Source organism: Streptomyces sp. AC602_WCS936 (genome assembly GCF_019049125.1).
GTDB lineage: Bacteria > Actinomycetota > Actinomycetes > Streptomycetales > Streptomycetaceae > Streptomyces.
This window is the reverse complement of the sequence record NZ_JAGMUF010000112.1, coordinates 176015-196533: the sequence shown is the minus strand read 5'-3', so window position 1 is coordinate 196533 and position 20519 is coordinate 176015. Positions and strand designations below refer to the sequence as shown.

19 protein-coding genes are annotated in these 20519 nt (G+C 72.5%); 12 read left to right on the top strand and 7 right to left on the bottom strand.

Annotated features, from left to right (window positions below; translation table 11 throughout):
* Positions 1 to 32 precede the first annotated feature (32 nt).
* A complete protein-coding gene (locus KUM03_RS30640; RefSeq protein ID WP_217253708.1) occupies positions 33 to 986 on the bottom strand; it encodes an FAD-dependent oxidoreductase in 954 nt (317 codons plus the stop codon).
* A 65-nt stretch (positions 987 to 1051) separates the two neighbouring features.
* Here KUM03_RS30640 and KUM03_RS30635 point away from each other — a divergent pair, with 65 nt between their 5' ends.
* Complete coding sequence (locus tag KUM03_RS30635; RefSeq protein ID WP_217253706.1) at positions 1052 to 2089, top strand: oxidoreductase; 1038 nt, start codon at positions 1052 to 1054, stop codon at positions 2087 to 2089.
* A gap of 35 nt (positions 2090 to 2124) precedes the next feature.
* Positions 2125 to 3771: an ABC-F family ATP-binding cassette domain-containing protein gene (locus KUM03_RS30630; protein WP_217253704.1), complete on the top strand. Its 1647-nt coding sequence runs from the start codon at positions 2125 to 2127 to the stop codon at positions 3769 to 3771.
* A gap of 132 nt (positions 3772 to 3903) precedes the next feature.
* Here KUM03_RS30630 and KUM03_RS30625 read toward each other — a convergent pair whose 3' ends face one another.
* The 3 genes from KUM03_RS30625 to KUM03_RS30620 form a co-directional block, all read right to left on the bottom strand.
* The gene (locus tag KUM03_RS30625; RefSeq protein WP_217253702.1) at positions 3904 to 6249 is read right to left on the bottom strand and encodes a Tex family protein; all 2346 of its coding nucleotides are present in this window, start codon (positions 6247 to 6249) and stop codon (positions 3904 to 3906) included.
* A 115-nt stretch (positions 6250 to 6364) separates the two neighbouring features.
* A complete protein-coding gene (locus tag KUM03_RS38660; protein WP_257003040.1) occupies positions 6365 to 6496 on the bottom strand; it encodes an LPFR motif small protein in 132 nt (43 codons plus the stop codon).
* A 429-nt stretch (positions 6497 to 6925) separates the two neighbouring features.
* Positions 6926 to 7795: a hypothetical protein gene (locus tag KUM03_RS30620; protein ID WP_217253700.1), complete on the bottom strand. Its 870-nt coding sequence runs from the start codon at positions 7793 to 7795 to the stop codon at positions 6926 to 6928.
* A 124-nt stretch (positions 7796 to 7919) separates the two neighbouring features.
* On the opposite strand from KUM03_RS30620, the gene KUM03_RS30615 reads away from it, so the two are divergent.
* Complete coding sequence (locus tag KUM03_RS30615; protein WP_217253698.1) at positions 7920 to 8882, top strand: GlxA family transcriptional regulator; 963 nt, start codon at positions 7920 to 7922, stop codon at positions 8880 to 8882.
* A 44-nt stretch (positions 8883 to 8926) separates the two neighbouring features.
* Positions 8927 to 9562: a DJ-1/PfpI family protein gene (locus KUM03_RS30610; protein ID WP_217253695.1), complete on the top strand. Its 636-nt coding sequence runs from the start codon at positions 8927 to 8929 to the stop codon at positions 9560 to 9562.
* Here the strand turns inward: KUM03_RS30610 and KUM03_RS30605 are convergent.
* Positions 9549 to 10316, bottom strand: coding sequence for an enoyl-CoA hydratase/isomerase family protein (locus tag KUM03_RS30605; protein ID WP_217253693.1), 768 nt, complete (start codon positions 10314 to 10316; stop codon positions 9549 to 9551). The two genes, KUM03_RS30610 and KUM03_RS30605, sit on opposite strands and share 14 nt — an antisense overlap.
* Before the next feature lie 205 nt (positions 10317 to 10521).
* Here KUM03_RS30605 and KUM03_RS30600 point away from each other — a divergent pair, with 205 nt between their 5' ends.
* The gene (locus tag KUM03_RS30600; RefSeq protein ID WP_217254077.1) at positions 10522 to 10974 is read left to right on the top strand and encodes an ATP-binding protein; all 453 of its coding nucleotides are present in this window, start codon (positions 10522 to 10524) and stop codon (positions 10972 to 10974) included.
* Positions 10975 to 10980: 6 nt separating this feature from the next.
* Here the strand turns inward: KUM03_RS30600 and idi are convergent, their stop codons facing one another.
* Both idi and KUM03_RS30590 read right to left on the bottom strand, forming a co-directional pair.
* Complete coding sequence (gene idi, locus KUM03_RS30595) at positions 10981 to 11574, bottom strand: isopentenyl-diphosphate Delta-isomerase (protein WP_073728139.1); 594 nt, start codon at positions 11572 to 11574, stop codon at positions 10981 to 10983.
* Between the two features lie 320 nt (positions 11575 to 11894).
* Positions 11895 to 12833 carry a cation diffusion facilitator family transporter gene (locus KUM03_RS30590; RefSeq protein WP_217253690.1) on the bottom strand — a complete coding sequence of 313 codons (939 nt, stop codon included), beginning with the start codon at positions 12831 to 12833 and terminating at the stop codon, positions 11895 to 11897.
* A 471-nt stretch (positions 12834 to 13304) separates the two neighbouring features.
* Between KUM03_RS30590 and KUM03_RS30585 the strand changes: the two genes are divergently transcribed.
* The 7 genes from KUM03_RS30585 to KUM03_RS30555 all read left to right on the top strand — a co-directional run bounded on the left by KUM03_RS30585 (position 13305) and on the right by KUM03_RS30555 (position 20429).
* Complete coding sequence (locus tag KUM03_RS30585) at positions 13305 to 15173, top strand: DUF5941 domain-containing protein (RefSeq protein ID WP_217253688.1); 1869 nt, start codon at positions 13305 to 13307, stop codon at positions 15171 to 15173.
* On the top strand, positions 15170 to 15922 hold the full coding sequence (locus KUM03_RS30580) for a sugar phosphate nucleotidyltransferase (RefSeq protein ID WP_217253686.1): 753 nt from the start codon (positions 15170 to 15172) through the stop codon (positions 15920 to 15922). Before KUM03_RS30585 ends, KUM03_RS30580 begins: the two co-directional genes overlap by 4 nt.
* Positions 15910 to 16971 (top strand): iron-containing alcohol dehydrogenase family protein, encoded by a 1062-nt coding sequence (locus KUM03_RS30575; RefSeq protein ID WP_217253684.1) that lies wholly within the window; start codon positions 15910 to 15912, stop codon positions 16969 to 16971. The genes KUM03_RS30580 and KUM03_RS30575 overlap by 13 nt, the downstream gene beginning before the upstream one ends.
* Complete coding sequence (locus tag KUM03_RS30570) at positions 16949 to 17728, top strand: CDP-alcohol phosphatidyltransferase family protein (protein WP_107479460.1); 780 nt, start codon at positions 16949 to 16951, stop codon at positions 17726 to 17728. The genes KUM03_RS30575 and KUM03_RS30570 overlap by 23 nt, the downstream gene beginning before the upstream one ends.
* A gap of 8 nt (positions 17729 to 17736) precedes the next feature.
* Positions 17737 to 18609 carry a glycosyltransferase family 2 protein gene (locus tag KUM03_RS30565; RefSeq protein WP_217253682.1) on the top strand — a complete coding sequence of 291 codons (873 nt, stop codon included), beginning with the start codon at positions 17737 to 17739 and terminating at the stop codon, positions 18607 to 18609.
* Positions 18610 to 18727: 118 nt separating this feature from the next.
* Positions 18728 to 19657, top strand: a complete 930-nt coding sequence (locus KUM03_RS30560) for an ABC transporter permease (protein ID WP_217253680.1) — start codon at positions 18728 to 18730, stop codon at positions 19655 to 19657.
* The gene (locus tag KUM03_RS30555; protein WP_217253678.1) at positions 19650 to 20429 is read left to right on the top strand and encodes an ABC transporter ATP-binding protein; all 780 of its coding nucleotides are present in this window, start codon (positions 19650 to 19652) and stop codon (positions 20427 to 20429) included. The genes KUM03_RS30560 and KUM03_RS30555 overlap by 8 nt, the downstream gene beginning before the upstream one ends.
* The last annotated feature ends 90 nt before the right edge of the window (positions 20430 to 20519 follow it).

Genomic DNA, 20519 nt, shown 5'->3' with positions numbered 1-20519 from the left:
GCCCCTCCCTTTCCGGGTACCTTCCCGCGCCGTCAGCCGGACGCGAGCTCGGCCGCCTCCCGCGCACAGCCCCAGGCCACGGTGACGCCCCCGCCGCCGTGGCCGTAGTTGTGCACCAGCACCCGCCCGTCCGGCAGCGACTCGCGCTCCAGCCGCACCGCGTCCCGCGCCGGCCTGAGCCCCACCAGATGACCGAGCACCCGCGCCCCCGCGATCTCCGGCCGCAGCGCCGCGCACCGCCGCACGATCGCCTCCGCGACCGCCGGGTCCGGCTCGTCCGCCCAGACGTCCTCCTCGGCCGTGCCGCCGAGCAGGAGCCGGCCCGGCTGCGGCAGGAAGTACGCCACCTCCCCGGACACCGGGTCGGTGGAGACCAGCCAGGTGTCGACGCCGGGGTTCTCCACCACGACCAGCTGCCCGCGCACCGGCCGCACCGACGGGTCCGGCACCAGCTCCCGCGCGCCCAGGCCCGTGCAGTTGACCACCACCGGCGCCTCGACCTCGTCCAGACGGTCCACCGCGCGGTTCTCCAGCACCCCGCCCACCGCCGCGAACCGCTCCCGCAGCCACGACAGGTGCGCCGGCATGTCGATGAGCGGCAACCGCGCCCACAGCCCCGTCCCGCCGTACTCCTCGGCGGTCGCCGCGCGCAGCCCCGGCAGCCGGGCGGCGGCCCACCCGTCCACCTCGTCCAGGGCCGTCTCACCCAGCACCCCTTCGACCATGCGTACGCCGCTCACCCCGGGCCGCGCCGCCAGCTCCTCGTACACGTCCAGCGACTGCAGCGCCCACGCCCGCGCCAGCGCCACCGGTTCGACGCGGTACGGCCACCACAGGCCACCCGCGACCGCCGAGGTGGTCCGCTCGGCCGCCTCCCTCGTCCACAGCCGTACCCGCCTGCCGCGCTCGGCGAGCACGACGGCCGTCGTCAGGCCGACCACCCCGCCACCGACCACGACGACTTCGTCACCCAGTTCGGTTTCCATCCGGGGACGTTAGCGAACATGACATGCCGTGCGCAGACCGGCCCCACGGTGGGAATACTCACCGCATGGCAGCCGAGTACGCGACCTTCGGACTGGCACCGGCGACGCGGGCCGGCGGGGTTCTCGCCGGCGGTGACTACCAGGTCCACCGCGACTTCATGGACTTCATCGTCGACGGACGCCCCCTGCTGTTCCGCCTGTCCGACCTCGACGCCGTCTCCCCGCTCGCCTCCGACGTGCCACCCGCGATCTTCACCGAGCAGGTCCGCGGCCTGCTCCTGGAGACCGAGGCGCCCCTGCCCGGCGGCCGGTACGTCATCTACGGCTGCCCCGAGTGCGCGGACCTCGCCTGCGGCGCGGTGACCGCCGTGATCGTGCGGGACGGCGACGACTTCGTCTGGCGGGACTTCGCCTGGCAGACCGGCGACCACGCCGACCTCGACTTCAACGGCTACCACGGCATCGGCCCGTACCGCTTCCCCGGCACCGAGTACCGGTCCGCCCTCGCCGCCCTGCTCGACGCCGACCGCACCACGTCCGGTCGTCGCCGGGTCCTGCTCATCGGCGCCCGCGTCGCCCTGCTCGCCAGACTCGCCGCCGCCCTGCGCACCATCGGCGTCGGCGCCGACATCACCCAGGACGCCGGGGCCGTACCGGCCGAGGAACTGCGGGCCTACGGCGCGGTCGCCTTCGGCACCGGGGCCGATGCGGAACAGCGGTCGGCCGTACGCCGTGCCTTCGCGGACGCCGGGGTGGACGTGCCCCACGTCGACGGCCTCGCCCCGATCGTCCCGCTCCTCGTCGCCCAGATCGAACACGCCCTGGACGACGACCCGGCCGGACGGCGCAGGCTGACCCGGCTGACGGCGACCGGTACTGCCGCGGACGTCGAGGTCACCTCGCCCTGCCGGGTACGGCTCACCGCGTACCGCGTCGACCGCCTCCACCGCACCCGCACCCACGAGGTCTTCGACGGAGTACTCGGACCGGGCACCCACCGTGTCGGCCTCGACGCCGGGACGGTGAAGGGGGAGTCCTACCTGGTGGCCCGCGCTCCGGGAAGCGTGCTGGTGACGGCGGTGACGCCCCCGGAACCCGGCTGAGCGGACGGCGGACCGCCGCTAGGATCGACGGTCTGATGACTGCCACCCTCGTCGCCAAGAACCTCGCCGCCGGCCACGGCGACCGCTCCCTGTTCACCGGACTCGACCTCGTCGTGGCCCCCGGCGACGTGATCGGTCTCGTCGGAGCCAACGGCGCGGGCAAGTCCACCCTGCTGCGGATGTTCGCCGGGCTGACCGCGCCGGAAGCGGGCGAGCTGCGCCTGTCCCCGCCCACCGCCACCGTCGGCCACCTCCCGCAGGAGCCGGAACGCCGGTCCGGCGAGACCGTCCGGGCCTTCCTGGCCCGCCGCACCGGCGTCACCGACGCCCAGCGGGCCATGGACGAGGCCACGCAGGCCCTGGTCGAGGCGGCCCCCGGCGCCGATGACGCGTACGCGACGAGCCTGGAGCGCTGGCTGGCCCTCGGCGGCGCCGACCTCGACGAACGCGCCGAGGAGACCGTCGACGCGCTGGGCCTCACCGTCGGCCTCGACCAGCCGATGACGTCCCTGTCCGGCGGCCAGGCCGCCCGCGCCGGTCTCGCCTCCCTCCTCCTGTCCCGCTACGACGTCTTCCTCCTCGACGAGCCGACCAACGACCTCGACCTGGACGGCCTGGAACGCCTCGAACGCTTCGTCACCGGCCTGCGCGCCGGCACCGTCGTCGTCAGCCACGACCGCGAGTTCCTCACCCGCACCGTCACCAAGGTCCTCGAACTCGACCTCGCCCAGCGGCAGATCAACCTCTACGGCGGCGGCTACCAGGGCTACCTGGAGGAACGCGAGGTCGCCCGCCGGCACGCCCGCGACGAGTACGAGGAGTACGCCGACAAGCGCGCCGCCCTCCAGGACCGGGCCCAGATGCAGCGCACCTGGATGGACAAGGGCGTCAAGAACGCCCGGCGCAAGGCGGGCAACGACAACGACAAGATCGGCCGCAAGTTCCGCAGCGAGGCCAGCGAGAAGCAGGCCGCCAAGGCCCGCCAGACTCAGCGCATGATCGAGCGCCTGGAGGTCGTGGAGGAGCCGCGCAAGGAGTGGGAACTGCGGATGGAGATCGCCTCCGCGCCCCGCTCCGGCGCCGTGGTCGCCACCCTGCGCGACGCCGAGGTCCGCCGCGGCGACTTCGTCCTCGGCCCCGTCTCCCTCCAGATCGACTGGGCGGACCGGGTCGCGGTGACCGGAGCAAACGGCGCGGGCAAGTCCACCCTCCTCGGCGCCCTCCTGGGCCGCGTCCCGCTGGACGCCGGACACGCCGCGCTCGGCTCCGGCGTCCTGCTGGGCGAGGTGGACCAGGCCCGTGAGCTGTTCCACGGGCCCGAGCCGCTGCTGGACGCCTTCCGCGCCGCCGTCCCCGGCACGGAACCGGCGGACGTCCGCACCCTCCTGGCCAAGTTCGGCCTGAAGGCGGACCACGTCATGCGACCGGCGTCGACCCTCTCACCGGGCGAGCGCACGAGGGCGGCCCTCGCGCTCCTCCAGGGCCGGGGCGTCAACCTCCTGGTCCTCGACGAGCCGACCAACCACCTCGACCTCCCGGCCATCGAACAACTGGAGTCGGCCCTGGACGCCTACGAGGGCACCCTCCTCCTGATCACCCACGACCGCCGCATGCTGAACGGGGTGAGAGTGACCCGCCGCTTGGAGGTAACGGACGGCAAGGTGGTGGAACGCCACAACTAGCCGCGGGCAATCGTGCCTCCCTCAGTGCCTGAACGGCTTGGGAGGTACCCCCAGGGGCGGCACGGGTGGGCGCGGGCGGCACCCCGCAAGCGCCGGGCCGCGCACCCACCCCCCGCCCCAATCGCCCCGCGCCTACGCCAACCCGGCCCGCCGCAACGCGTCCGCCATCGCCCCGTTGGAAGGCTCCGGTGCCGCAGACGCCCTCCCCTTCCCGCCGGCGGCCTTCCGTTGCCGGGGCGGCCTCCCCCCACGCTCCTTCTTCTGCTCCCCCTGAGGAGCAGCCTCGTCGTCCAACCGCAGCGTCAAAGAGATCCGCTTCCGCGGAATGTCGACGTCCAGCACCTTCACCTTCACGATGTCCCCGGGCTTCACCACGTCCCGCGGATCCTTCACGAACGTCTTCGACATCGCGGACACATGCACCAGCCCGTCCTGGTGCACACCGACGTCCACGAACGCCCCGAAGGCCGCCACGTTCGTGACAACCCCCTCCAGCACCATCCCCGACGACAGGTCGGAGATCTTCTCCACGCCCTCCTTGAAGGTGGCCGTCTTGAAGGCCGGCCGCGGGTCGCGCCCCGGCTTCTCCAGCTCCCGCAAAATGTCGGAGACCGTCGGCAGACCGAACGTCTCGTCCACGAACTCCGCCGGCTTCAGCGACCGCAGCACGGACGTGTTGCCGATCAGCCCGGCCACCTCCTGCCCGGCGGTCTTCACCATCCTGCGCACCACGGGATACGCCTCGGGGTGCACGCTGGAGGCGTCCAGCGGGTCGCTGCCGCCCCGGATCCGCAGGAAGCCCGCGCACTGCTCGTACGCCTTGGGGCCGAGCCGCGACACCTTCTTCAGCTCGGTCCGCGACGAGAACGGCCCGTTCGCGTCCCGGTGCGCGACGATGTTCTCGGCGAGCCCGGAGGTGATGCCGGAGACTCGGGCGAGCAGCGGCGCCGACGCCGTGTTGACGTCCACGCCCACGCCGTTCACGCAGTCCTCGACGACCGCGTCCAGGGAGCGGGACAGCTTCACCTCGGACAGGTCGTGCTGGTACTGGCCGACGCCGATCGACTTCGGGTCGATCTTCACCAGCTCGGCCAGCGGGTCCTGGAGCCGTCGGGCGATCGACACCGCGCCGCGCAGCGAGACGTCCATGTCCGGCAGCTCCTGGGAGGCGAAGGCGGAGGCCGAGTACACGGAGGCGCCGGCCTCGGACACCATCACCTTGGTCAGCTTCAGCTCCGGGTGCTTGGCGATCAGCTCCCCGGCGAGCTTGTCGGTCTCGCGGGACGCGGTGCCGTTGCCGATCGCGACCAGCTCGACCGCGTGCTCCTTCGCGAGCCGCGCCAGCTTGGCGATCGCCTCGTCCCACCGGTTGGCCGGCACGTGCGGGTGGATCACGTCGGTGGCCACGACCTTGCCGGTCGCGTCGACCACGGCGACCTTCACGCCCGTACGGAAGCCCGGGTCCAGGCCGAGCGTCGCGCGGGTGCCGGCCGGGGCGGCCAGCAGCAGGTCGCGCAGGTTGGCGGCGAAGACGTTGACCGCCTCGTCCTCGGCGGCCGTGCGCAGCCGCAGCCTCAGGTCGATGCCGAGGTGCACCAGGACGCGGGTGCGCCAGGCCCAGCGGACCGTGTCCTTCAGCCACTTGTCGCCGGGCCGGCCGCGGTCGGCGATCCCGAACCGGCTCGCGACGATCCCCTCGTACGACGACGGTCCGTCGGTGGCCTCCTCGGGCTCCAGGACCAGGTCGAGCACGTCCTCCTTCTCGCCGCGCAGCATGGCGAGGATGCGGTGCGAGGGCAGCTCGGTGAACGGCTCGGCGAAGTCGAAGTAGTCGGCGAACTTGGCGCCGGCCTCCTCCTTGCCCTCCTTCACCTTGGCGGCGAGCCGCCCGCGTCCCCACATCCGCTCGCGCAGCTCGCCGATCAGGTCGGCGTCCTCCGAGAACTTCTCGGTGAGGATCGACCGGGCACCGTCGAGGGCGGCCTGCGGATCCGCCACGCCCTTGTCCGCGTCCACGAACGCGGCGGCGGCTGCCAAGGGGTCCACCGACGGGTCCCCGAGCAGGCCCTCGGCCAGCGGCTCGAGACCAGCCTCGCGCGCGATCTGCGCCTTCGTCCGCCGCTTCGGCTTGAACGGCAGGTAGATGTCCTCCAGCCGGGCCTTGGTCCCGGCCGTCCGGATGCGCGCCTCCAGCTCCTCGGTGAGCTTGCACTGCTCGCGCACCGAGTCGAGGATCGCCGTACGCCGCTCCTCCAACTCCCGCAGATAGCGCAGCCGCTCCTCGAGCGTGCGCAGCTGCGCGTCGTCGAGCATCTCGGTCGCTTCCTTGCGGTAGCGGGCGATGAAGGGCACCGTCGAGCCGCCGTCGAGCAGCTCCACCGCGGCCTTCACCTGCCGCTCCCGTACGCCGAGCTCCTCGGCGATCCTGCCTTCGATGGACCTCACGTCGCTGGACGCGCTGGACCCGGGTGTCGTCACGATCCCGTACCGCCTTCTCACTGAGGTTGCGCGGCAATTGTGGCAGGTGACACCGACAATCGGGGATCAGGGCGGCACCCGGGCCCGTCGCGACCGGGTCGCACCGCAGCCGGCATCAGACCCTGCGGCCGCGGGTGGCGGACGATGCGCCGCCGAAGAGCCGGGCCAGGGCCCGGAAGGGAAGCGTCACGACGGTGGCGATGGCGCCACCGATCTGGCGCAGTACGTCTGCGATGGCACGGAACACGAAAAGCCCCTCTCGTCTCCCCGGCCGCTGCGGCCGGGGAGAGTACGGGTACCTCCTCATCGGCGCGGCATGCTCGCACACGCCCCGTGATCCGCGACTCATGCCAGCGCGCCCTCGCCCCGGAGCCCCGAACGCGCGCTCACGCCCGGGGTCCGCGACGCGCGATGCCCCGGCCCTCGCCCTGCCTCGACCGCGATGCGTGACCCCGCGCTCGACACCGCACGCCCCGCGGTGCGGGATTGGCGACCTGAGGTCCGCGACGCGCGCCGCCCGGCCCTCGCCCCGCCGCGACCGCGATGCGTGACCCCGGACTCGACACGACACGCCCCGCGCCCCGCGCCCCGCGCCCCGCGGTGCGGGATTGGCGCCCCGGGGTCCGCGACGTGAGATGCGCGGCCCCCGGCGCGCGACGTGCGCCGTACGAGCCCCTCAGCGCTTGCCGAACAGGTCCGCGGGGAAGGCGCCCGCGCCGACCGCCGTGCGGGCGAAGGCCGACGCGAGCTCTGTCAGGCGCGCCACGCCCTCCGCTCCCAGGTGGGTGTAGGGGGCCGCGTCGAGCCGGTCCGTCTCCTGTTCGATCCCGTCGCGCAGTGCCACCCCGCGCTCCGTCAGTTCTCCGGCGTCGTCGACGAGGCCGCGCCCGCGCAGCCGGTCCACCGCCGCGTCCCACTCCTCCCGGGTCCAGCCACGCGTGCTGAAGACCCACTTCGGTGCCATGCCCCTGCCGGTCGCGGTGTGCGTCACCAGCGCCTCCAGACCGTCCAGCTCCGCCGCCGCCAGCGCGACGAGGTGACCGTCGCCCCGGTGTTCGCGCAGCAGCGTCGCCGCGTGCCACAACGCCAGGTGCGGCGCGTCGGGCACAGGGAGGTCGGCGTGGGCCGAGTACAGCGGGCGCGCACCGCGCGAGCAGGCCTCGGCGGCCCGCAGCGCCAGAGTGGCCGCCTCCGACATCTCCGCCGACGACACGGTCCCCTCGCCGAGCAGCCGGCGCAGCGTCGCGTCGACGGCACGCGCGCGTGCCGCCAGCGCCTGCTCGGGCGTGACGGTCTCCCACACGGCGGGCACGTGCCGGGCGACGAGGTCGTGCTTGTAGTTGTAGAACGCCGCCGTCACCGCGCCGGCGCCCACCGGCCCGAGCGCGGCGGCGCGCACCGCGAAGTTGACCGCCCGGGGGTCGGTGACCCCGAGGGCGCTCAGCTCCCGGCCCGTGTCGGGCGAGAAGTAGTGCGTCGAGTGCAGCGAGTTGAGCGCGTTGTGGCAGCGGCGGCCGGCGCGTGCGTCGATGGCGGCAGTGGTCATGCCCGGCAGGTTACCAACCGCTCAGTACGTCATCCAGGGCTGCTTCGCGCACGCGTGCGGCATGGCAGGAAAGGTGGGACACGCGGCATTGCGGCCGTTCGCGGTGCGGGCGAAGAATCGACGCATGGCGCAGCGAACCGTCCTTGTCGTCCTCTTCGACGACGTCCAGAGCCTCGATGTCACCGGCCCCGTGGAGGTCTTCGCGGGCGCGGAGAAGCACACGCCGGGGACGTACCGCATCCGTACGGCCTCGCTGGACGGCGCTGCCGTGCGCACATCCAGCGGTCTGACCGTCGTACCGGACCAGGCCCTCACCTCGGACTCGGAGGACCCGGACACCCTGGTCGTCCCGGGCGGCCAGGGCACCCGGCACCCCGACCGGCACCTGATCGAATGGCTGCGCGGGCACGGCCCCCGCGCCCGGCGCCTGGTCTCCGTGTGCACGGGAGCGATCCTGCTCGCCCGGGCGGGGCTGCTGGACGGCCGCCGCGCGACCACCCACTGGGCGTACTCGGACCGGCTCGCCCGCGACCACCCGGCCGTGGACGTCGACCCCGACCCGATCTACATCCGGGACGGCCACGTCGCCACCTCCGCCGGTGTCACCTCAGGCATCGACCTCGCCCTCGCCCTGGTCGAGGAGGACCTGGGCCGGGACGCCGCCCTCACCGTCGCCCGCCACCTGGTGGTGTTCCTGCGCCGCCCCGGCAACCAGGCCCAGTTCAGCGCCCAGCTGGCCGCTCAGACCGCCCGGCGCGAGCCCCTGCGCGAGGTCCAGCAGTGGATCACCGAGCACCCCGGGGCCGACCTGGGCGTCGAGTCGCTCGCCGCCCGCACCGGCTTCTCGCCCCGCCACTTCGCCCGGGCTTTCCAGGCGGAGACGGGCACGACACCCGGCCGCTACGTCGACCGGGTCCGGCTGGAACACGCGCGCCGGCTGCTGGAGGACACGGCGGACGGCGTCGAGGAGGTCTCCCGCGCCAGCGGGTACGGCACTCCGGAGGCCATGCGGCGCGCCTTCGTCAGGACCCTCGGAACCTCGCCGGCCGAATACCGCCGTCGCTTCCGCCCGGCACCCGTCCGGTGACCCACGTATCCCGTACCACAACGACACCGACCGGAAGGAAACCCGTGCAGATCGCGATCGTCCTCTTCGACCGCTTCACCGCCCTGGACGCCGTGGGCCCGTACGAGACACTCAGCCGCATCCCGGACGCGGAGACCGTGTTCGTCGCCGAGCGGACCGGTCCCGTCCGCAACGAGACGGGAAGCCTGGCGCTGACCGCCGACCGGACCCTTCCGGACGTGCCGCACCCGGATGTCGTCGTCGTGCCCGGCGGCCCCGGGCAGGACGCGCAGATGGAGAACACGATCCTGCTGGAGTGGCTCCGTGCGGTCGACGCCACCAGCACCTGGACCACCTCGGTCTGCTCCGGCTCCCTGCTGCTCGCCGCCGCGGGCCTGCTGGACGGCCGCCGCGCCACCTCGCACTGGCTGGCACTGAACCTCCTGAAGCAGTTCGGCGCCGAGCCGACCGGGGAGCGGGTGGTCACCGACGGCAAGTACGTCACGGCGGCCGGTGTCTCCTCCGGCATCGACATGGGCCTCACCCTGGTCGGCCGGATCGCCGGTGACGAGCACGCCCAGGCCGTTCAGCTGCTGACCGAGTACGACCCCCGGCCGCCCTACGACGCGGGGTCCCCCGAGAAGGCGCCCGCCCATCTCGTCGAGGAGTTCCACACCCGTAACCGGTTCACCCTGACGTAGACGCGCTCCCCGGGACGCTCCAGCCGAACTCCGGCCGCCTGCGCTCCAGAAAGGCGGCGACCCCCTCCGCGAGGTCGCCGCTGCCGCGTGCCTGCGCCGTCCAGTACGCGTCCCGGTCGGTGCGCCCGTCCGCGAACTCCTTCGCCGCGGCCTGCGTCAGCTGCGAGCGGGACGTGAGGGTCCGGGTGAACTCCGCCACCCGTTTGCCGAGTTCGCCCTCCGGCAGCACCTCGTCGACCAGGCCCGTGCGCAGCGCCCGCCCGGCGTCGATCAACTCTCCCGAGAACAGCAGGTACTTCGCGGTGGCCGGCCCGGTCAGCGCCGCCAGCCGCCGGGTCGAGGACGCCGGATACACGACCCCCAGCTTGGCCGGAGTCACCCCGAACAGCGCGGACTCCTCGGCGAACCGCAGGTCGCAGGCGGCCGCCAACTGCGTCCCGCCGCCCACGCAGTGACCGCGGACCGCGGCCAGCGTCGGCTTGGGGAAGGCCGCCAGGGCCTCCTCGGCGAGCACGGCGAGACCCTGAGCCTCCTCCGCGGACTCCCGCAGGGTCGAGATGTCGGCCCCGGCGCAGAACGTGCCGCCCTCACCGGTGAGCACCAGCGCCCGCACCGCCGGATCGCCGGCCAGGGCGTCGAGCAGCGGCGGCAGCGCCCGCCACATCCGCGCCGTCATGGCGTTGCGCTTGGCCGGGTGGTGGACGACGACGGTCGCGACCGAGTCGGCGACCCGGTGCAGCAGCTGGGGCTCCATGCGCCGGATGCTATCCGCCGACCCGTTGGGTTCGTACGGACGGTGTGAGCGGAACAGGAACGGTCCCACAACTGACCGTGTCATACGCCAACGATCAGAACCGTTCGATACCAGCTGACTTGTGTTCAGTCATCAGGAGGGGAGCGACGCGTTCCCAACACTCAGGGGTGTGGTGACAATCGAGCCCAGGGGTGGCGACCGGACGATGGACGAGACCGGGCCCGCCGGGCCGCTGCCGTACGAAGGCGTCTGGCGGTTCACCGCCCCCGCCGTGGAGGCGTCGGTCCCGCAGGCGAGGCACGCCGTGCGGGACCTGCTGGTGCGCCAGGGCGTGCCGGTCTCCGACGACGTGACGCAGGGACTGCTGCTGATCGTCTCGGAGCTGGTCACCAACGCCGTCCGGCACGCGGCGGTGCTGTCGCCGGTGCTCGCCGTGGAGGTCGCCGTCGGGCCCGAGTGGGTGCGGGTGTCCGTGGAGGACAGCCACCCCTACCGCCCGACCGCCCTGGAGGCCGACCACGGGCAGACGGGCGGGCGCGGACTGCTCCTGGTCCGGGAGATCACCCGGGAGGCGGGCGGGGCGTGCGACGTGGCCCACACGGCGAGCGGCGGCAAGGTGATCTGGGCCGCCCTGCCGCTCAAGCACGCCCTGCGGTAGGGCTGCTCACCACCCGGCCGAGGGACCCGTCAGCTCCCGGACTGCGGGCCGGGCCGCGTCCAGCACGGTCATGAACCATGCCGAGAAGGTGTCCTTCGCGTGCCGCTCGGCCAGCTCGGCCGGGTCCACGAAGGCCGTCTCGGCCACCTCCTCCGGGTCGGGCCGCAGCGCGGCCTGCACCAGGCCGACGAAGAGGTGGTTGTACTCCTGCTCCACCAGCCCGGAGGCCGGGTCGGGGTGGTTGTAGCGCACGGTGCCCGCCTCGGCGAGCAGCGAGGGGGAGACACCCAGCTCCTCGTACGTCCGCCGGGCCGCTGCCGCGAAGGGCGCCTCGCCGGGGTAGGGGTGACCGCAGCACGTGTTGGACCACACACCGGGGGAGTGGTACTTGCCCAGCGCCCGCTGCTGGAGCAGCAGCCGGCCGCGCTCGTCGAAGAGGAACACGGAGAAGGCACGGTGCAGCCGTCCCGGCGGCTGGTGCGCGGAGAGCTTCTCCGCGGTGCCGATCGTCGCACCGTTCTCGTCGACCAGTTCCAGCAAGATCGCGTCTGCGGTGCCGTTCGACGAACTGTGCGTCTCGGTGGCAGGAGTGATCGGCATACCCATCCTTCAACTCGGTCCTCGCGCCCCAAGTGTGCCGTACGAATCCGGCACTCTCGGCACTTCCCGGCACTCCGCATGTCCCGCGCGGCGGCGCGGGCGGCGGTCTGACCGGTCGGACGCCGAGGTGGGGCCCGAGGGTTGATCATTCCCGGCGGCGCGGTCCGGGAACCGTCGAGGACGCGACCGGGAAGGGTGGAGCGGAGGACGGGAGCGCACGGGCGGAGGGCGGGACGCGCTCGGGCGGCGGACGGCCGCACTCCACGGCGCGCACCCCTATGCACGCGCCCCCTGGACCGCTCGCCGGGGGCGGGTGCGTCTCAGTGGCACAACCGGGCTTCGTGCTCCGCGTGCCCGCCGGGCTCCAGCTGGAAGGTGCAGTGCTCCACGTCGAAGTGGTCGCCCAGGCAGCCCTGCAACTCGTGCAGCATCTTCTCGTGGCCGATCGCGCTCAGCACCTCGCCGCTGACCACCACGTGCGCCGACAGCACCGGCATGCCCGAGGTGATCGTCCAGGCGTGCAGGTCGTGCACGTCCTCGACGCCGTCCAGCGCCAGTATGTGGGCGCGCACCTCGGCGATGTCGACGTCCTTGGGCGCGGCCTCCAGCAGGACGTCCAGCGTCTCGCGCAGCAGCCGTACCGTGCGCGGCACGATCATCAGGCCGATGACCAGCGAGGCGATCGGGTCGGCCGCCTGCCAGCCGGTGCCCAGGATCACCAGCGCGGAGACGATCACGGTCAGCGAGCCCAGCGCGTCCGCCGCCACCTCCAGGAAGGCGCCGCGCACGTTGAGGCTCTCCTTCTGCCCCCGCATCAGCAGGGTGAGCGACACCATGTTGGCGACCAGGCCGATCACGCCGAAGACGACGGCCAGCCCGCCGTCGGTGCCGGCGGGCGTGATGAACCGCTCGATCGCCTCGAACAGGATGTAGCCCCCGACCCCGAGCAGCAGCAGACAGTTGGCCAGGGCCGCCAGGATCTCCGCGCGGGCGTACCCGAAGGTCCGCCGGTCGCTCGGCGGCCGGTTCGCGAAGTGGATGGCCAGCAGCGCCATGCCGAGGCCCAGCGCGTCCGTGGCCATGTGCGCCGCGTCGGCGACCAGGGCGAGCGAGTCGGCGAGCACACCGCCGACGATCTGGACGACCATGACGAAGACGGTGATCGCCAGCGCCACCCGGAGCCTGCCCCGGTACGCGGCGCTCGCCGTCCCGCCGCCGCGCGCCCCGTGCGCATGCCCGTGATCGTGCCCAGCCCCCATGAGAAGCCGCCTCCCTGTGCGTCCGTGTACGTCCGTCGTCCGGACCACAGTCAACTACGGGTAGGGGGTATCCGGCAACGCGGCACTGAACACCGTTGTCATGTGCCCTGACCTGCGGAAACGTTGTGCAGGTCAGGGCGTTCGAAGCGACTCGGGGGGTCCCTCCGGAGGAGGCCGGGGAGCGGCGGCGGGGAGGTGGCCCTGACGCAGGGCGCATGCCCGTCGACCCTGTGCGATGTCCGCGATGTCCGGTCTGGGGGTGCGGTTTGTGGGGCGGGCCCCGCATCCACGATGATGATCGAGGCCAAGGCGGGTGCAAGTGGCGTCGACCGACCGTGAAACGGGCGGTGAACACGGCGTTCCCGGCATCCGATAACCTCTGCCGACATGCCGCCCGGGTGCCGCAGGCGCGGGCGCCCCACCATGCACAGGCCCGGCGCCCAGGCGTCGGCACCCAGGGAGTGAGTTCGGTTGTCGACCGCCATCCTCACCGGTCAGCTGGTCCCCGGTTCGTCGATCGAGAGCGAGCTGCGATCCCTGGGCTTCGACGTCGAGCTCGCGCCGGACGCCGCCGACGCCGAGACGCTGCTGGCCCGAGTGCCGGCCGGAGAGCGGGTCGCCGTGGTCGACGCCCGCTTCGTCGGCCACGTGCACACCCTGCGCCTCGGTCTCACCGACCCACGCTTCCCGCTCGCCGCGATCCCGGGCGCCGTGACCGCCCAGCCGGAGGCCCGCCAGACCCTGACCCGCGCCATGGCCCGGGAGCACTCGGCGAGCGGCGCCACCGCACAGGGGGGAGCCCCCGCGCGGACCGAGCCGGTCGCGCGGGACGCCGACGGCCTCGCCGACCGGATCGCCGCCGCCCTCGACGCCGACGGCGCCGACGTGCACCGCCCCGAGCTCGGCAGCCTCGTCGCCGCCGTCCCCGCCGACCCGCAGGCCCGCAACGAGGCCCGGCAGGCGGTCTCGGTCGTCGACGACGAGGCGGTACGCCTGAAGTCGGCCGTGAAGGCCCGCGACGGCTTCGTCACCACCTTCCTCATCAGCCCCTACTCCCGCTACATCGCCCGCTGGTGCGCACGCCGCGGACTGACCCCCAACCAGGTCACCACCGCCTCCCTGATCACCGCGCTCATAGCGGCGGGCTGCGCGGCCACCGGCACCCGCGGCGGCTTCGTCGCCGCCGGCGTCCTGCTCATCGCCTCCTTCGTCCTCGACTGCACCGACGGTCAGCTCGCCCGCTACTCCCTGCAGTACTCCACGCTCGGCGCCTGGCTCGACGCCACCTTCGACCGGGCCAAGGAGTACGCCTACTACGCGGGCCTCGCCCTCGGCGCCGCCCACGGCGGCGACGACGTGTGGGCGCTCGCCCTCGGCGCGATGGTCCTCCAGACCTGCCGGCACGTCGTCGACTTCTCCTTCAACGAGGCCAACCACGACGCCGCCGCGCTCGGTAAATTGTCGCTGGCCAGCCCCACCGCCGCGCTCTCCGACAAGCTCGACAGCGTGGGCTGGACCGTCTGGGTACGCCGGATGATCGTCCTGCCCATCGGCGAACGCTGGGCCATGATCGCCGTCCTGACCGCCGTCGCCACCCCCCGGATCACCTTCTACGCGCTGCTGATCGGCTGCGCCTTCGCCGCGACGTACACCACGGCCGGCCGGGTGCTGCGCTCGCTGACCCGCAAGGCGACGAGGACGGACCGCGCCGCGACGGCCCTGGCGGACCTCGCCGACTCCGGACCGCTCGCCGAGGCCGCCGCCAAGGGCTTCGCGAAGCCCGCCCGCCGCCTGCCCGGCTTCACCGCCCCCGCCGTCGCCCTCCTCGGCGGCCTCGCCGTTGTCGCCACGGCCACCCTCACCGACTTCGGCGGCCCCGGGCCGCTCGTCGCGGCGATCGTCTACGTACTGACCTCCGCCCTCGCCGTCGCCCGTCCCCTCAAGGGCGCCCTCGACTGGCTCGTCCCGCCCTTCTTCCGCGCCGCCGAGTACGGCACCGTCCTGGTGCTCGCGGCCAACGCGGACGTGAACGGGGCACTTCCGGCGGCTTTCGGGCTGGTGGCCGCGGTCGCCTACCATCACTACGACACGGTCTACCGCATCCGCGGCGGTGCGGGCGCGCCGCCGCAGTGGCTGGTGCGGACGATCGGGGGGCACGAGGGCCGCACGCTGGTGATCACCGCCCTGGCCGTGCTGCTCACCGCCACACAGTTCACGCTCGCGCTCACGGTGCTCGCCGTGGCCGTGGCACTCGTGGTGCTCGCCGAGAGCATCCGCTTCTGGGTCGCCGCCCACAAGGGCGGCGCACCCGCCGTACACGACGAAGGAGAACCCGCATGATCGGCCTCGTGCTGGCCGCCGGCGCCGGCCGGCGTCTGCGCCCCTACACCGACACCCTGCCCAAGGCACTGGTGCCGGTCGGCCCCGAGGGGGCGGAGGACAGCATCACGGTGCTGGACCTGACCCTGGCGAACTTCGCCGAGGTCGGCCTGACCGAGGTCGGGATCATCGTCGGCTACCGCAAGGAGGCCGTGTACGACCGCAAGGAGGAGCTGGAGCGCAAGTACGGCGTCAAGCTCACCCTCATCGACAACGACAAGGCCGAGGAGTGGAACAACGCCTACTCCCTGTGGTGCGGCCGTGACGCCCTCAAGGACGGCGTGATCCTCGCCAACGGCGACACGGTGCACCCGGTCTCCGTCGAGAAGACCCTGCTCGCCGCCCGCGGCGACGGCAAGAAGATCATCCTCGCCCTCGACACGGTGAAGAACCTCGCCGAGGAGGAGATGAAGGTCGTCGTCGACCCCGACAAGGGCGTCCAGCGCATCACCAAGCTGATGGACCCGGCCGAGGCGACCGGCGAGTACATCGGCGTCACCCTCATCGAGGGCGAGGCCGCCGCCGACCTGGCCGACGCCCTGAAGACCACCTTCGAGCGCGACCCGCAGCTCTACTACGAGGACGGCTACCAGGAGCTGGTCAACCGCGGCTTCAAGATCGACGTGGCGCCGATCGGCGACGTCAAGTGGGTGGAGATCGACAACCACGACGACCTCGCCAAGGGCAGGGAGATCGCGTGCCAGTACTGACGAGGCTCATCCCGTCGCCGGTCGTCGTGGACATCCGCGCGGGTGCCCTCGACGACCTGGGGTGTGTGCTCGCCGACGAGCGCATCTCCCACTCGGGCAAGCTCGCCGTCGCCGTCAGCGGCGGTTCGGGTGCCCGGCTGCGCGAGCGCGTCGCCCCGTCCCTGCCCGGCGCCGACTGGTTCGAGGTCGGCGGCGGCACCCTGGACGACGCGATCAAGCTGGCCGGCGCCATGAAGGGCGGTCACTACGACGCGGTCGTCGGCCTCGGCGGCGGCAAGATCATCGACTGTGCCAAGTTCGCCGCGGCGCGCGTCGGCCTCCCGCTGGTCGCCGTGCCGACGAACCTCGCGCACGACGGCCTGTGCTCGCCGGTCGCCACCCTCGACAACGACGCGGGCCGCGGCTCCTACGGAGTCCCGAACCCGATCGCGGTCGTCATCGACCTGGACGTGATCCGTGCGGCACCGGCCCGTTTCGTGCGGGCGGGCATCGGCGACGCCGTCTCCAACGTCTCCGCGATCGCGGACTGGGAGCTGGCCAACCGGGTCAAGGGCGAGCGGATCGACGGACTGGCCGCCGCGATGGCCCGCCAGGCCGGCGAGGCCGTGCTCCGGCACCCGGGCGGCATCGGGGACAACGAGTTCCTCCAGGTGCTGGCCGAGGCGCTGGTGCTCAGCGGGATCGCCATGTCGGTGTCCGGCGACTCGCGCCCGTCCTCCGGCGCCTGCCACGAGATCAACCACGCCTTCGACCTGCTCTACCCCCAGCGCGCAGCCGCCCACGGCGAGCAGTGCGGCCTGGGCGCGGCCTTCGCGATGTACCTGCGCGGCGCCCACGAGGAGTCCGCCCACATGGCCGGGGTGCTGCGCCGGCACGGGCTGCCGGTGCTGCCCGAGGAGATCGGGTTCACGCCGGACGAATTCGTCCGGGCCGTGGAGTTCGCCCCGCAGACGCGACCCGGCCGCTACACGATCCTCGAGCACCTCGACCTGAAAACCGACCAGATCAAGGACCTGTACGCCGACTATGTCAAGGCCATCGGTAGCTGAACTACGTCCGGTCGTCCACCCCGCGGGGGTCAAGGACCGGCGCAGCGGTGAGCACTGGGCGGGACGCCTCTACATGCGTGAGGTCTCGCTGCGGATCGACCGCTACCTGGTGAACACCAGGATCACGCCCAACCAGCTCACGTACCTGATGACCGTCTGCGGCGTGCTCGCGGCCCCGGCCCTGCTGGTGCCCGGCATCACGGGCGCGGTGCTCGGCGTCGTGGCGGTCCAGCTCTACCTGCTGCTGGACTGCGTCGACGGCGAGGTCGCGCGCTGGAAGAAGCAGTACTCCCTCGGCGGCGTCTATCTCGACCGGGTCGGCGCCTACCTGACCGACGCCGCGGTCCTGGTCGGCCTCGGCCTGCGCGCCGCCGACATCTGGGGCACCGGGCGGATCGACTGGCTGTGGGCCTTCCTCGGCACCCTGGCCGCCCTCGGCGCGATCCTGATCAAGGCCGAGACCGACCTGGTGGGCGTCGCCCGGCACCAGGCCGGGATGGCCCCGGTCAAGGAGTCCGCGTCCGAGATCCGCTCCTCCGGCATGGCGCTGGCCCGCCGGGCCGCCGGGGCGCTCAAGTTCCACCGGCTGATCCTCGGCATCGAGGCGTCGCTGCTCATCCTGGTCCTCGCCATAGTCGACGCGAGCCGCGGTGACCTGTTCTTCACCCGGCTCGGCACCGCCGTACTCGCCGGCATCGCGCTCCTGCAGACCCTGCTGCACCTCGTGTCCGTCCTCGCCTCCAGCAGGCTGAAGTGAGCGGCGCCATGAAGGTCGGTGCCGTCGTCATCACCATGGGCAACCGCCCCGACGAGCTGCGTGCCCTCCTCGACTCGGTCGCCAAGCAGGACGGCGACCCGGTCGAGGTGGTCGTGGTCGGCAACGGCTCGCCCGTCCCGGAGGTGCCGGCGGGCGTGCGCACCGTCGAGCTGCCCGAGAACCTGGGCATCCCCGGCGGCCGCAACGTCGGCATCGAGGCCTTCGGACCGGGCGGCCAGGACGTCGACATCCTGCTCTTCCTCGACGACGACGGCCTGCTCGCCCGCACCGACACCGCCGAGCTGTGCCGGCAGGCCTTCGCGGCCGACGACGACCTGGGCATCATCAGCTTCCGCATCGCCGACCCGGACACCGGCGAGACCCAGCGGCGGCACGTGCCGAGGCTGCGCGCGTCCGACCCGATGCGCTCCTCCCGGGTCACCACCTTCCTCGGCGGCGCCAACGCCGTGCGCACCCGCGTCCTCGCGCAGGTCGGCGGCCTGCCGGACGCGTTCTTCTACGCCCACGAGGAGACCGACCTCGCCTGGCGGGCCCTCGACGCAGGCTGGTTGATCGACTACCGGTCCGACATGGTGCTGAACCACCCGACGACCGCGCCCTCCCGGCACGCCGTCTACCACCGCATGGTCGCCCGCAACCGCGTCTGGCTGGCCCGCCGCAACCTCCCCGCGCTCCTCGTCCCGGTCTATCTCGGGGTGTGGATGCTGCTCACCCTGCTCCGCCGCCCCTCGCGCCCGGCCCTGAAGGCCTGGTTCGGCGGCTTCCGCGAGGGCTGGGCCACCCCCTGCGGTCCCCGTCGGCCCATGCGGTGGCGTACGGTGTGGCGCCTGACCCGGCTGGGCCGGCCTCCGGTGATCTGACAAGCTCGTACCCGAGGGCTTGTGGCCCCACCCGGGTCCGACCGGACCCCTTCGAGGCCGACAGGACCGTGCCGAACCCGTACCGGCCGCGCACGGACGAAGACGAAAGTATCCACTAGTGAGTGAGACAACGCACGACGGCACGGTCGCCATGACCAAGCCCGTGTCGCCCGACGAGGGCCTCACGGCGGCCCAGCTCGCCGCCAGGCACGGGCTGACCGTCAGCGGTGCCCGGCCGTCCCTCGCGGAGTACGTCCGTCAGCTCTGGGGGCGCCGCCACTTCATCCTCGCCTTCTCCCAGGCGAAGCTGACCGCCCAGTACAGCCAGGCCAAGCTCGGCCAGCTGTGGCAGGTGGCCACACCGCTGCTGAACGCGCTCGTCTACTTCCTGATCTTCGGCCTCATCCTGAACGCGGGCCGCGGCATGGAGAAGGACGTGTACATCCCGTTCCTGGTGACGGGTGTGTTCGTCTTCACCTTCACCCAGTCCTCCGCGATGGCGGGCGTGCGCGCCATCTCCGGCAACCTCGGACTGGTGCGGGCGCTGCACTTCCCCCGCGCCTCGCTGCCGATCTCGTTCGCGTTCCAGCAGCTCCAGCAGTTGCTGGCGTCGATGATCGTGATGTTCGCGGTGGTGATCGGCTTCGGCAGCTACCCCTCGCTGTCCTGGCTGCTGATCCTCCCGGCACTGGTCCTGCAGTTCCTCTTCAACATGGGGCTGGCGCTGATCGTGGCCCGGATGGGCGCCAAGACGCCGGACCTGGCCCAGCTGATGCCGTTCATCATGCGGACCTGGATGTACGGGTCCGGCGTGATGTTCTCCATCCCGATCATGCTGGAGGACAAGCCGGCCTGGCTGGCCGACGTGCTCCAGTGGAACCCGGCCGCCGTCTACATGGACCTGATCCGCTTCGCGCTGATCGACGGGTACGGCTCCGAGAACCTGCCGCCGCACGTGTGGGCGGTGGCGCTCGGCTGGGCCGTGGCCCTCGCCGTGGGCGGCTTCGTGTACTTCTGGAAGGCTGAGGAGAGGTACGGCCGTGGCTGAGCAGCAGCAGGGCACGCGGGTCCCGACGGTCATCGCGGACGACCTGCACATCGTCTACCGTGTCAACGGCGCCAAGACCGGCAAGGGCAGCGCGACCGCCGCGCTGAGCCGGATGATCAAGCGCGGCGAGGAACGGGGCGTGCGCAAGGTGCACGCCGTGCGCGGCGTCTCCTTCACCGCCTACCGGGGCGAGGCCATCGGCCTCATCGGCTCCAACGGGTCCGGCAAGTCGACCCTGCTGCGGGCCATCGCCGGCCTGCTGCCCGCCGAGCGCGGCAAGGTCTACACCGACGGCCAGCCCTCCCTGCTCGGCGTGAACGCGGCCCTGATGAACGACCTGACCGGCGAACGCAACGTCATCCTCGGCGGCCTCGCCATGGGCATGTCCCGCGAGCAGATCAAGGAGCGCTACCAGGACATCGTCGACTTCTCCGGGATCAACGAGAAGGGCGACTTCATCACCCTTCCGATGCGTACCTACTCCTCCGGCATGGCCGCCCGCCTGCGGTTCTCCATCGCCGCCGCGAAGGACCACGACGTCCTGATGATCGACGAGGCGCTGGCCACCGGTGACCGCAAGTTCCAGACGCGCTCCGAGGAGCGCATCCGGGAGCTGCGCAAGGAGGCCGGCACCGTCTTTCTGGTCAGCCACAACAACAAGTCCATCCGGGACACCTGCAACCGCGTGCTGTGGCTGGAGCGCGGCGAGCTGCGCATGGACGGCCCGACCGACGAGGTGCTCAAGGAGTACGAGAAGTTCACGGGCAAGTAGCCCGACACGCCGGAGCCCCGCCGGAACTGCTCCGGCGGCGCCCGCGTCTGCAAAGGAAACGTCAACTCCTGCTGTTTTCAGGAATCTTGA

What these genes read in the sequence shown, in the direction of transcription:
- KUM03_RS30630 (WP_217253704.1), top strand. Translation starts at nt 2,125, where the DNA reads ATGACTGCCACCCTCGTCGCCAAGAACCTCGCCGCCGGCCACGGCGAC.
- KUM03_RS30640 (WP_217253708.1), bottom strand. Translation starts at nt 986, where the DNA reads ATGGAAACCGAACTGGGTGACGAAGTCGTCGTGGTCGGTGGCGGGGTG.
- KUM03_RS30580 (WP_217253686.1), top strand. Translation starts at nt 15,170, where the DNA reads ATGATCGGCCTCGTGCTGGCCGCCGGCGCCGGCCGGCGTCTGCGCCCC.
- idi (WP_073728139.1), bottom strand. Translation starts at nt 11,574, where the DNA reads ATGCCGATCACTCCTGCCACCGAGACGCACAGTTCGTCGAACGGCACC.
- KUM03_RS30635 (WP_217253706.1), top strand. Translation starts at nt 1,052, where the DNA reads ATGGCAGCCGAGTACGCGACCTTCGGACTGGCACCGGCGACGCGGGCC.
- KUM03_RS30605 (WP_217253693.1), bottom strand. Translation starts at nt 10,316, where the DNA reads ATGGAGCCCCAGCTGCTGCACCGGGTCGCCGACTCGGTCGCGACCGTC.
- KUM03_RS30570 (WP_107479460.1), top strand. Translation starts at nt 16,949, where the DNA reads ATGTCAAGGCCATCGGTAGCTGAACTACGTCCGGTCGTCCACCCCGCG.
- KUM03_RS30590 (WP_217253690.1), bottom strand. Translation starts at nt 12,833, where the DNA reads ATGGGGGCTGGGCACGATCACGGGCATGCGCACGGGGCGCGCGGCGGC.
- KUM03_RS30565 (WP_217253682.1), top strand. Translation starts at nt 17,737, where the DNA reads ATGAAGGTCGGTGCCGTCGTCATCACCATGGGCAACCGCCCCGACGAG.
- KUM03_RS30615 (WP_217253698.1), top strand. Translation starts at nt 7,920, where the DNA reads ATGGCGCAGCGAACCGTCCTTGTCGTCCTCTTCGACGACGTCCAGAGC.
- KUM03_RS30620 (WP_217253700.1), bottom strand. Translation starts at nt 7,795, where the DNA reads ATGACCACTGCCGCCATCGACGCACGCGCCGGCCGCCGCTGCCACAAC.
- KUM03_RS30600 (WP_217254077.1), top strand. Translation starts at nt 10,522, where the DNA reads ATGGACGAGACCGGGCCCGCCGGGCCGCTGCCGTACGAAGGCGTCTGG.